An 11178-nucleotide genomic window follows, 5' to 3' on the forward strand; every position below is an offset into this window, starting at 1 on the left:
TGTAAATCTTTGGTTCAACGGTCAAACGGGCTCTGGATCATACGGTCTTCCTGGGTCAGATATACACCTCTTGGCGTGATCCTGATCTCCGGAATGACCGGAAGTGCCATAAATGACAGAGTAATAAACGGGTCAAAGCCCTCCGGGATTCCCATCTCATGTGCCTTTGGTATCATGCGTGCCAGCTTCTCATTTACCTTCTCATATCCGGCATCACTCATAAGTCCCATGATCGGGAGCGGCAGAGTGTCGAATACCTGTCCGTTTTCAACCAAGGTATAGCCGCCCTGCGTGCGGAGAAGTTCCTGAACTGCCAGATACATGTCATGATCATTGTCGCCGATCACGATCAGATTGTGTGAATCGTGGGACACGCTCGATGCGATCGCACCACCGCGAAGCCCGAATCCTTTGACAATTCCCACGCCGATCTTGCCGGTGTTTTTGTGACGTTCGACTGCTGCGATCTTCTGATAGGTTCCATCCGGTTTAAATACTTTCCGGCCCTTTTCTTCTGTATAGCCAACTTCCTCCTGGACATCTTCTGTTACGATCTGTCCTTCCAGCATCTTAAGGATATGTACCTTTCCTTCTCTCCACGGAAGGCAGAGATCAGATTCCCTGAATCCCAGAAGATGTACTGTATTTTTGAGCTGAGGATCACATGGGCGGATCTCAACTTTTTCATCCTTGATGATCTTTTTGCCCCTATGGTACACTTCCAAGACATTCATATCACTTAAGTTATCCAGCACAACAAAATCTGCCTGATATCCCGGTGCGATCGCACCAAGATGATGCAGTCCATAGCATTTCGCTGCCTGTATTGTTGCCATCTTGAGTGCCTGTTCCGGTCTCAGCCCAAGCTGAACTGCCTTTCTGACATTGAAATTGATGTGTCCTTCTTTTCGGATCTCTTCGATGTGCTTGTCATCGGTGCAAAAGCAAAATCCTGAGGTATCGGTGTGATGCTCTACGATTCCCTTAACGATCGCTTCCAGGTTCTTGGCGGCACTTCCTTCACGGATCAGCACCTGCATTCCATTTCTGCACTCTTCCATGGCATACTCATAAGTCACACATTCATGGTCTGTGGAAATGCCTGCCAGTGCATATGCAGCCAGATCTCCCGGCGGCAAAAATGGTGCATGTCCGTCACGGACTCTGTCCTTAAAAACGGACAGTTTCTCATGCATGGATACACTTCCGTTTACAACAGACGGTGCATCCATAACCTCGCCAAGTCCCAGGATCCTCGGATTATTGAGATATGCCTTCATCTTTCCTGCAGTGAGGGTGCATCCATTGTCATCGACATGTGTAGCCGGTACACAGGAAGGCATCATCACATAGACATTTGCCGGAACCTCCTCGGTCTGTTCCAGGATATAGTCGATTCCGTCAATTCCTGAGACATTTGCGGATTCATGCGGATCTACAATAAATGTAGTCGTGCCGCACTGTGCAGCCTGCCGGATCAGTTCTCCCGGAGTTACCAGTGTCGATTCCAGGTGAAGGTGGCTGTCGATAAATCCCGGGCAGAGATATTTCCCACCCAGATCGATTTCTGTCTCTCCTTCATACTCTCCGACACCAATTACGATGCCATCCTCGACTGCCACATCTCCCTTACAGAACTCACCAGAGTGAGCCATGAACACATTTGCATTTTTGAAAACGAGAAACGGTTTGCGGATTCCACGCGCAATTTCCGAGTAGATACGATATCTTTCCAGTTCCATGCAGATCCCTCCTTTTCGGTCAGCAGTGCAGCTTTATTTGATTTTGCCGGGAATTTATTCCCATTTATGATCATGCAGTTCTCCCTGGAGCTGCATGTGGTCAAAGTTGTTCTGACGCAGTGCCTCATACAGAACGATTGCCACTGAATTGCTCAGATTCAGTGACCGAATGTCATTGATCATTGGAATGCGGATACAGTTTTCCTTATGTTTCATAAGGATCTCCTCCGGGATTCCGGCACTTTCTTTGCCAAACATGATGTAACAGTCGTCCTCAAATTTAACATCTGTATAGGTCTGAAGTCCTTTGGTTGTTGCGTAGTAGATCTTCGCTCCGGGATTTTTCTGAAGGAATTCTTCGTAATCCAGATAGGTAGTCACATCCAGATCCTTCCAGTAGTCCATCCCGGCACGTTTGATTGCTTTTTCACTCAGGCTGAACCCCAGCGGCTCGATCAGGTGAAGCCTTGTCCCTGTCGCCACGCAGGTTCTGCCAATGTTTCCTGTGTTTGCCGGTATCTCCGGCTCATGCAGTACGATATTCAGTCTTGCCATTTCTTATCTTTTCTCCATTTCTCTCCCCAGGAAAATCTGGTCAGTTCATCCTGAGAAGGACGTTCCAGATAGCGGGTCAGCCCGCCGCTGTACAGAAGCCGGTCATTCCCCTCAACAGCCTTGCCGATCACTGCCGCCGGGATCTGCTGATGAAGACATTCCTGTACAACTTTCGCCCCATCTGTACACCCCAGAAGGACAGCACCATCTGACAGTAATTTGTACAGATTTACATCCAGTCTCTCACAGATCTCTATTGTTTCCTGGCGGACCGGGATCGCACGAAGGTCTGCACGAAGTCCTGTTCCGGAAGCCTCTGTCATCTTCCACAGACCGCTCAAAACACCGCCTGTTCCCAGATCATATCTGGCATGGATCTCATCCTTAAAAGGCTCAGAAAGCATCTCCGGTACTCTGCACTTCTCCAGTGTACGGACGGTATTCCAGAGAAATCCATCTGAAAAATATTCAAGAAGCTTTTCTTTCTCCTTCTCGATCAGGATCTGTGTTCCCTCAATTGCGATCACGCCCGCAACAACCAGATCATCTCCGATCTCAAGTGCACCGTCGATTTGACTTTTAAGTGCCTCCATTGCCTGCTGCCCCAGTTTCATATGTTCATCCTCCGTTTCATCTTATACCTCTTATAAAAGAATGGAGAGAACACTTGGAACTACCATTGCAAGGACAAGAATGACTGCGATCACAGCAGCAAATATTTTTCTTTTTTTCGGATCAAACATTCCCATTTTTATCACCTCATTCTATGTTGTCCAAATCCAGCTCTATCGTTTCTGTGTGTGCATTATTGGACAGTGGATTTCTGTTTTCATAATCGAACAGAATTGTTGTCCCATCCGGGAAAGCTTCTATGTGTGCTGTTTTTGAAATCTTATGTTTCTTACGGTAAGTCCATACAGCACTTTCATACGGTTTCTGATCTGCTGCAAACAAAGGACGTTTCTTAAGTTTTTCTCTTAAGTACAGATCATAGAGCATATGCTGTGCTGCCACATCCGCATCGAGATCTGTTTCCTCACGGAGAAATTCCAGCAGGATCTCATAACGGCGCATCCTTGAATGTGAGATCTCGCTGTAGCCTTTTTTCTCATAAAAAGCTCCCAGCTTCTCATAAAAGGTAAACGCATCCGCAAACTGCGGCACCAGATATTCCAGTGTGTTCTGAAACTGTCCGCTGTTGTAATAAACTTCCACCATACTCTCTACCATCTTAAGTCTCAGGACTTCCTTATAGGACAGCCAGTTAGTAGAAAGCACTTCGTATGGTTCTTTTTCTTTATGCATGATCCCGTATTTCTCTGCTTCTTTTTCCATCAGGGAACCCTTGAGCACCTTGAGGAAACCAAGCTGGAGCTGATCCGGTTTCATCCTGTACACATCATTAAAAGAACGGTGGAAAGTATCATAATCCTCATACGGAAGTCCTGCGATCAGATCCAGGTGCTGGTGGATGTTTCCAAAGCTGTGCACCTTCGCAACACATCTCTCCAATTTGTCAAGATCCATATGTCTGTGGATCGCATGAATGGTGTCCGGATTTGTGGACTGTACACCGATCTCAAGCTGGATAAGTCCGGGACGCATCCTGCTCATAAGCTGCATTTCTTCGTCCCGGAGAAGGTCTGCCGAAACTTCAAAATGAAAATTCGTGATCCCATTGTCATGCTCCAGGATATATTTCCAGATCGTCATTGCGTGCTCGTGCTTACAGTTAAACGTACGGTCCACAAACTTGACCTGCGGCACCCTGTGATCCAGGAAAAACTGTAATTCTTTCTTGACCAGGTCAAGATCACGGAACCTGAGCTTCTTATCAATAGAAGAAAGACAGTAACTGCAGGAAAAAGGACATCCCCTGCTGCTCTCATAATAAATAATCTTGTTCTCAAAGTCCTCCAGATGTTCATATACAAAAGGAATCTCACTTAGATCCGTAAGTTCTCTCCATCCATTGTGATGGATCTCCTCGCCTTCACGATAAGCAATCCCTGGAATCTCAGATAAAGTTCCCACACCGTCCACATAATAACGCACAAGCTCGAGGAACGTCTTTTCGCCCTCACCAACCATGACACCGGTCACCTGCGGAGTCCTCCGAAGAAAAGCTTCCGCATCGAAAGAAACCTCCGGACCTCCCGTCCAGAATTTTACATCTGGAAGGATCTTGTGAAGATCCTCAAGCAGATCTCTGACAAAAGAAATGTTCCATATATAGCAGGAAAAGCAGACTACATCTGCTCCACTTAAATAAATATCCTTCAAAATCTCGTCTTTTGTCTGATTGATCGTATATTCTCCCAGGAGAATATGCTCCTGATAAGCGGATGCATATGCCCTGAGATCGTATACTGCAAGATTTGAATGAATATATTTCGCATTACATGCTGCCAGTAATATTTTCATAAATCTTATAAACCTTCCCGGACCTTATTTGTCCAGAAGTTCCTTGATCGCAGCTTTTGGAGTCAGACCAACCAAACGCTCTGCTTCCTTGCCATCCTTAAAGATCAGAAGTGTCGGGATGCTCATGATACGGAACTGCTGTGCAAGACCAGGCTGCTGGTCAACATCGATCTTGCCTACGCAGTATCCTTCCTCTGCCAGTTCCTCAACGATCGGTCCCTGACGCATGCACGGTCCACACCATGTTGCCCAGAAATCCAGTAATACCGGTTTCTCTGACTTAAGAACTTCCTGCTCAAAATTCTCTGCTGTAATTGTTTTTGCCATAATGCTTCCTCCTTGATATTTCGATCCACGATTAGTGTTTCTTGATTTTTATTTATGATACCTTTTTGTGCCGGACATATTTGCCGGCGCTGATGGCTGCCATACTGCCTTCGTAAACGGCCTTGGAAACCTGGAGAAGTCCGCCTGTGCAGTCTCCTGCGGCAAAAAGTCCCGGAATCGTTGTCGCCATCTCTTCGTCGGTTTTGATATTTCCCTTATCGGTGATCTCTGCTCCCATCTGTCTGGCAATCTCTGTGCTTCCTGCCGTACCGAGTGCCACAAAGACACCGTCCGCAGGATAAAAAGAGCTCTCTGGTGCTTCCGCATCCTGTGCAGCTGTATCACTCTGCATCAGAAGTCCGGAAACCTTGTCATCGCCTTCGATCGCCTGGATCTTCATCGTATTGACTGCGATCGGATGTTCTCTGGAAAATTCCGGTTCCTTCCCATCCGTATAGATGGTCACATCCTGCGTGACATTCCGAAGTTCCTCTGCTTCATGAAGGGCGAACTCACCGTTTCCGACAACGGCAACTTCCTTTCCTCTGTAAAAAAAGGCATCACAGACCGCGCAGTAGCTGACACCTCTTCCTTCAAAATCCTTAAGTCCCGGAATCTTCGGGGCACTGCGCTTCCCTCCTGTCGCCAGGATCACGCTGACTGTGTCAAAATCACCTGCTGTCGTCTTGACAGTAAATGTATCAAAACCACTGATCCCAAGGACCTCTGCATCCAGGATACGCACTCCCAGGGCTTCCGCCTGAGATATCCCTCTCTCGTAGAGTTCCTTACCGGAAAGCGGCTGTTCCAGTCCATAATAATTCTCGATCTTCTCCGCCTTTTCCAGTGCTCCGATGCCGTTGTTGATGACAAGCGGATTCATGTTTCCCCTTGCAGCATACAGAGCGGCTGAGATACCGGCGGGACCTGCACCGATGATCACTATATTTTCCATTTTATCACCTGCCTTTTTGTTATTTTATAATATTACACCAGAGAAGAAATGTCCAGAATGTTTTCGCTTCATTCCTGACAGGGCATTGAAAAATCCAAAATTTTTTTGTGTATTTCTCTTTACAATTATGTTATATTTATGTTGTTTCTAAATTTGTCATTTATTTTAAATGTATATAAGGAGTAACTATTATGCGCAGTTTTGAATATTTTGCCCCTACAAAGGTTATTTTTGGTAAAGATTCTCATTTGCAGATCGGTGATATTCTGAAGAAAGAGAACTGTCACAAAGTTCTGATCCATTACGGAGGCAAGAGTGCCGTCGCTTCCGGGCTGATCGACGAAGTTTCCGGATGTCTTACTGATGCCGGCATTGATTTCGTTACCCTGGGCGGCGTTGTCCCGAACCCGCGTCTTTCCAAAGTACGTGAAGGTATCGAGCTCTGTAAGAAAGAAAACGTAGATTTCATTCTCGCTGTCGGCGGTGGAAGTGTTATTGACTCTGCCAAGGCGATCGGGTACGGCGTTGCAAATCCATGGACAGATGTCTGGAATTTTTATCTCAAGACAGAAGTTCCGACTGCCTGTCTTCCGATCGGCGTCATCCCTACCATTGCAGCTTCCGGAAGTGAGATGAGCAATTCCTCTGTCATCACCAATGAGGATGGCTGGCTGAAACGAGGTGCTGCCAAATGCGATCTCTGCCGTCCGAAATTTGCCCTGATGAACCCGAAGCTTACCTACAGCCTTCCGCAGTATCAGACGGAGAGCGGCTGTGTGGATATCCTCATGCACACCATGGAGCGTTATTTCGTCAATATCGAGACTATGGAGATCACAGACAGCATCAGTGAATCTCTGATGCAGACTGTCATCTACAACGCACGTATTCTTATGAGGGAACCTGACAACTACACAGCCCGCGCAGAGATCATGTGGGCAGGAAGCCTCTCTCACAATGGTCTGACCGGATGTGGAACCGGCGGTGGCGACTGGGCATGTCACCAGCTTGAGCACGAGCTTGGCGGACTCTATGATGTCACTCACGGTGCCGGTCTTGCAGCGATCTGGGGAAGCTGGGCAAGATATGTATACGATGTAAATCCGGAGCGTTTCGCACAGTTTGCGACCAACGTATTCGATATCCCGTGCGGCCTTGATTTCGAAAAGACCGCCCTGGCAGGAATCGAGGCAATGGAGGACTTTTTCCGTTCGATCAAGATGCCTGTCAGCCTGCATGAACTTGGACTTGACCTTGATGATCAGCAGATCCATGAACTCGCTTTTAAGTGCAGTTATGAAGATACCCGCACGATCGGCGTGTTCAAGCAGCTCAATATGAAAGACATGGAAAAGATCTATACCATGGCAAGATAACTTTTTATAAAAAATCTCCGGCAGGATTCCGTAAATCGGTTCTGCCGGAGATCTTTTTGTTCCAGAATATTTATTTACTGAATGAGATAAACGTCGGTGTAGTAAACGCCCTTTGCCTCTCCCTCTGCATGTGTTGCCACATAAATGTCAATGCAGTTTGTCTTGATCGCGCCGCCGCAGTCCTCTGCCACATAAACCTGTCCATTGATCACGACCTTGCTTCCGTAAGGAATCTGAGACGGATCTACAGCGATCGTATGGTTTGTCGTCGCTGTCACACCTGTTGAAGTGATTCCGTTGGCATATGGCCCGCAGCAGATGCTGCACGGACAGTAATGTGTGATCTTGAACACACCAAGGTCTTTAAGCTTGGCATCTGATGAGGCTGCTACTGCCTTTCCGATCTGAACGCCATTCTGTTCAGTAACACTCTCATCTGTTTCCAGCGCATCCGAAAAGACTCCTTTTCCACTGCTTTTGTGAAGAGTGCCTGCATCTTTCTTCGTATCTATGGAAGCTTCTGTACTCTCCTGACCATCTGAGACATTCAGACAGCTTGTCGGGATATAGCCTTCCTGCTCTGTGCCGTCCGCATTCTGGTATTCGATCCTGCTCCAGACATTGTTGACAGTTCCTGTCCGCTTCACCTCGTCCAGTTCCAGGACTTCTCCGACAACCTCTCCGTCCTTCTTTCCCGGATAATCCAGAATACTGCTGTCGGACGTTACTTCAACCTCCTCTGCATCCATCGATACGATCTGATTCTCGCTGTTAAGTGCCTGTGTCTGTATGTAACCTATGACTTTCTCTCCGTCAGCCTCAGCTTCCACCTTGCTCCAGCCATTGTCGCAGATCGCAGTCTGTTCCACCTGATCTCCGAGCGATACCGCTGCAAGCTCTGCACTGCTGTCAGAAGGCATCGTATAGATTCCTGTCTTTCTGGCTGTCACATAGAGTGTCTCCTGATGTGCTGCCACCTGAACCGTATTTCCCTTGCCGTCATCTGTTTCAAACATCTGCACAGCCTTATTTTTTTTCTGTGTATCCTCTACTACAGTATTATAATCTGGAACTTCGCCATAAACCAGAGATGCATGACACAACAATACACTCCCCAGTAAAAAAGCCGTCGTTCTCTTATTCACAGATCTTGTCACCTCTTTCTGATTTACCTTCGCCAGTCTCCCGGCGATTCTGTGTGTATTGTAGCACATGAACTTCGTGATTTCAAAATTTACACAAAATTTTCACCGTTTTTTATGCTGGAAAATATTTTTGAAATTTTTTTAATTTTTTTCAAAAAAACATTTGACAAATACAAATTCATCTGGTATAGTATGTCTTGTCGCTGAGGAAAACAAATAAGACTTCCAAACAGAACACATGCGATAGTGGCGTAGTTGGTAACGCGCGACCTTGCCAAGGTCGAGACCGCGGGTTCGAGCCCCGTCTATCGCTCTTAAGAATCAGGATTTAGTCCTGGTTCTTTTTTTGTCTGTAATTCTTTATCTGTCAGATATTATCTATACAAAAAGCAGAGGAAACTTTGATGGGATTTCCCGAACCAAAGTTTCCTCTGCTGTATCTGAAATTTATATTTCAGACCTGTTCTTTATTCTTAGTGGTGGAACAGACGGATTCCTGTGAACGCCATTGTCATTCCATATTTGTTACATGTTTCGATCACTGCGTCATCTCTCACAGAGCCACCTGGCTGTGCGATAAATTTCACGCCGCTCTTATGTGCGCGTTCGATGTTATCACTGAACGGGAAGAATGCATCAGATCCGAGTGTTACATCGGTAAGCTGATCGAGCCATGCACGTTTCTCTTCTTTTGTGAAGACTGCCGGCTTCTCTGTGAATACGTTCTCCCATGCTCCATCTGCCAGAACATCCATGTATTCGTCGCCGATATAAACATCGATCGCATTGTCGCGCTCTGCTCTGCTGATGGTATCTTTGAATGGAAGTGAAAGAACCTGCGGGCTCTGACGGAGGAACCAGTTATCTGCCTTCTGTCCTGCAAGTCTGGTGCAGTGTACACGGGACTGCTGTCCTGCGCCGACACCGATCGCCTGTCCGTCCTTGACAAAGCATACGGAGTTGGACTGTGTATATTTCAGGATGATCAGAGAAACTTTAAGGTCGCGCTTTGCTTCTTCTGTAAGTTCTTTACTCTCGGTTACGATGTTGGAGATCAGCTCGTCATCGATTGCAAGCTCCTGACGTCCCTGTTCGAAAGTCACACCATATACCTGCTTGTGTTCCAGTGGAGCCGGTACATAATCCGGATCGATCTCGATCACGTTGTAATTGCCTTTTTTCTTCTGTTTGAGGATCTCAAGGGCTTCCTCAGTGTAACCCGGTGCGATCACGCCATCGGAAACTTCTCTCTTGATCAGCATTGCTGTGTCTTTGTCGCAGACATCAGAAAGAGAAATAAAATCACCGAAAGAAGACATACGGTCTGCGCCTCTCGCTCTTGCATAAGCGCAGGCAAGCGGGGAAAATTCTTTCCAGTTCATATCGTCTACCCAGTAGATCTTTGCAAGTGTTTCTGTCAGCGGAAGTCCGACTGCTGCACCTGCAGGAGAAACATGCTTGAAAGAAGTTGCTGCCGGAAGTCCTGTTGCTTTCTTGAGGTCACGTACAAGCTGCCAGCCATTGAATGCATCGAGGAAGTTGATATATCCAGGTCTTCCTGAATGAACTTTGATCGGAAGCTCACTTCCGTCCTCCATGTAGATCCTGGAAGGTTTCTGGTTCGGGTTGCATCCGTATTTTAACTGTAATTCGTTCATCTTATCTCATCCTCCGTATCTTACTTGTTTTTGTTTACGATCTTTGTCTCATAGTTTCCTGTTGCGATGTCGATGTAACGTACAAACAGGGAAACTTTGTTATCTTCGTTCAGGCTGTTCCAGAGAAGTTCTGTGAATGCTTCCATATCGTCCGGAATATCTACGAGTTTCGGTTCTCCTTCAAAGCTTGGGAGCGGATTTCCGTCGCATTTGTAAGTGTGGATGAAACGTCCCTCACCTGGAATTGCTTTTTCGTATGCGTAAGTGTAACGGAGGCAGGCATCCGGATTTCCGTTGTCGCTCTTGAGGATTGACATTGCGTAACTGTATTCGCCGTTTTCGATGTGCATGACACCGGAGATCCTTGGTGTATAGTTCGGTCCGTCCGGCTCAAATTCGCGGGATCTTAAGGACTGTTCGAAGGTGAGCTGTTTGTCCATTCCTTCATAGATCGTGTCTGTCTGATCGCCGTTTGTCACAATTGTCTTATTTCCCAGTACACGTACCGGAGCATAAATGATCAGGCTCGGATCTGTCAGTTTGGATGGATCAAATGCCTGTGTGCGGATTCCCTCTCCATCCTCGACAAATACTCGATTCCTGCTGTTTTCACTTCTTCCCATGATAAAATAAGCTGTTACTGCTTTGGTTCCGTCTGCGGAACGTCCAATGATGATTCCTCTTCCCGGATAAGAGTTGCTTTTCAGTTCATTTTCCAGTGAAATTCTTTCCATGATTCGTCTCCTTTAGTGTTGTAATAAGATACAAAAACCGCCTAGGTAGTCTGTTGCTTACACAGGCTGCCCAGGCGGTCGGCACGTTACTTACTGCACTCCCTGTAGGTGATCCTACTTCCGCCAGTCATGCAGTCGTTATAATATCATAATATGTTACTGTTCACTTCGTTCACAGTAACTTGGTCAAAATGCATTCCAAATCACCTACGGTGATAGCATTTTGCCCTGTATGTCTCGGGATTTTGCCATATTCATGGCA

The 11178-nt window shown here is 46.7% G+C and carries 10 protein-coding genes, 1 tRNA gene and 1 riboswitch; of the genes, 2 read left to right on the plus strand and 9 right to left on the minus strand.

What is annotated here, in order from left to right; all coding sequences use genetic code 11:
- Positions 1 to 14: 14 nt before the first annotated feature.
- From ade to DWX28_RS12520, 6 genes are all read right to left on the minus strand, one after another.
- Positions 15 to 1742 carry an adenine deaminase gene (ade, locus tag DWX28_RS12495; protein ID WP_118252874.1) on the minus strand — a complete coding sequence of 576 codons (1728 nt, stop codon included), beginning with the start codon at positions 1740 to 1742 and terminating at the stop codon, positions 15 to 17.
- A gap of 54 nt (positions 1743 to 1796) precedes the next feature.
- A complete protein-coding gene (gene trmL, locus DWX28_RS12500) occupies positions 1797 to 2297 on the minus strand; it encodes a tRNA (uridine(34)/cytosine(34)/5-carboxymethylaminomethyluridine(34)-2'-O)-methyltransferase TrmL (RefSeq protein ID WP_022215231.1) in 501 nt (166 codons plus the stop codon).
- Positions 2285 to 2911 carry an AIR synthase-related protein gene (locus DWX28_RS12505; protein WP_118252875.1) on the minus strand — a complete coding sequence of 209 codons (627 nt, stop codon included), beginning with the start codon at positions 2909 to 2911 and terminating at the stop codon, positions 2285 to 2287. The genes trmL and DWX28_RS12505 overlap by 13 nt, the downstream gene beginning before the upstream one ends.
- A 145-nt stretch (positions 2912 to 3056) precedes the next feature.
- A complete protein-coding gene (locus DWX28_RS12510; RefSeq protein WP_118252876.1) occupies positions 3057 to 4721 on the minus strand; it encodes a B12-binding domain-containing radical SAM protein in 1665 nt (554 codons plus the stop codon).
- A 24-nt stretch (positions 4722 to 4745) separates the two neighbouring features.
- On the minus strand, positions 4746 to 5048 hold the full coding sequence (gene trxA, locus DWX28_RS12515; RefSeq protein ID WP_118252877.1) for a thioredoxin: 303 nt from the start codon (positions 5046 to 5048) through the stop codon (positions 4746 to 4748).
- Between the two features lie 52 nt (positions 5049 to 5100).
- Entirely contained in the window at positions 5101 to 6003 is a 903-nt protein-coding gene (locus DWX28_RS12520; RefSeq protein ID WP_118252878.1) for an NAD(P)/FAD-dependent oxidoreductase, read from the minus strand.
- 191 nt (positions 6004 to 6194) lie between these two features.
- Between DWX28_RS12520 and DWX28_RS12525 the strand changes: the two genes are divergently transcribed.
- Positions 6195 to 7379, plus strand: coding sequence for an iron-containing alcohol dehydrogenase (locus tag DWX28_RS12525; RefSeq protein ID WP_118252879.1), 1185 nt, complete (start codon positions 6195 to 6197; stop codon positions 7377 to 7379).
- Between the two features lie 74 nt (positions 7380 to 7453).
- Here DWX28_RS12525 and DWX28_RS12530 read toward each other — a convergent pair whose 3' ends face one another.
- The gene (locus DWX28_RS12530; RefSeq protein WP_243002431.1) at positions 7454 to 8524 is read right to left on the minus strand and encodes a 3D domain-containing protein; all 1071 of its coding nucleotides are present in this window, start codon (positions 8522 to 8524) and stop codon (positions 7454 to 7456) included.
- Between the two features lie 240 nt (positions 8525 to 8764).
- Here DWX28_RS12530 and DWX28_RS12535 point away from each other — a divergent pair.
- Positions 8765 to 8837 (plus strand) — tRNA-Gly (locus DWX28_RS12535).
- Positions 8838 to 8997: 160 nt separating this feature from the next.
- Here the strand turns inward: DWX28_RS12535 and DWX28_RS12540 are convergent.
- Positions 8998 to 10182, minus strand: coding sequence for a phosphoribosylaminoimidazolecarboxamide formyltransferase (locus DWX28_RS12540; protein WP_118252880.1), 1185 nt, complete (start codon positions 10180 to 10182; stop codon positions 8998 to 9000).
- Positions 10183 to 10202: 20 nt separating this feature from the next.
- Complete coding sequence (locus DWX28_RS12545; RefSeq protein WP_022214414.1) at positions 10203 to 10916, minus strand: IMP cyclohydrolase; 714 nt, start codon at positions 10914 to 10916, stop codon at positions 10203 to 10205.
- Between the two features lie 61 nt (positions 10917 to 10977).
- A riboswitch (ZMP/ZTP riboswitch) is annotated at positions 10978 to 11057 on the minus strand.
- Positions 11058 to 11178: the final 121 nt, after the last annotated feature.

Origin of the sequence: Blautia sp. AF19-10LB (assembly GCF_003461245.1) — a bacterium.
In the GTDB taxonomy this organism is placed as follows: domain Bacteria; phylum Bacillota; class Clostridia; order Lachnospirales; family Lachnospiraceae; genus Blautia_A; species Blautia_A intestinihominis.

Coding starts and splice junctions, on each gene's coding strand:
- DWX28_RS12510 (WP_118252876.1), bottom strand. CDS start 4,721: ATGAAAATATTACTGGCAGCATGTAATGCGAAATATATTCATTCAAAT.
- DWX28_RS12525 (WP_118252879.1), top strand. CDS start 6,195: ATGCGCAGTTTTGAATATTTTGCCCCTACAAAGGTTATTTTTGGTAAA.
- DWX28_RS12520 (WP_118252878.1), bottom strand. CDS start 6,003: ATGGAAAATATAGTGATCATCGGTGCAGGTCCCGCCGGTATCTCAGCC.
- trxA (WP_118252877.1), bottom strand. CDS start 5,048: ATGGCAAAAACAATTACAGCAGAGAATTTTGAGCAGGAAGTTCTTAAG.
- DWX28_RS12545 (WP_022214414.1), bottom strand. CDS start 10,916: ATGGAAAGAATTTCACTGGAAAATGAACTGAAAAGCAACTCTTATCCG.
- DWX28_RS12540 (WP_118252880.1), bottom strand. CDS start 10,182: ATGAACGAATTACAGTTAAAATACGGATGCAACCCGAACCAGAAACCT.
- DWX28_RS12505 (WP_118252875.1), bottom strand. CDS start 2,911: ATGAAACTGGGGCAGCAGGCAATGGAGGCACTTAAAAGTCAAATCGAC.
- ade (WP_118252874.1), bottom strand. CDS start 1,742: ATGGAACTGGAAAGATATCGTATCTACTCGGAAATTGCGCGTGGAATC.
- trmL (WP_022215231.1), bottom strand. CDS start 2,297: ATGGCAAGACTGAATATCGTACTGCATGAGCCGGAGATACCGGCAAAC.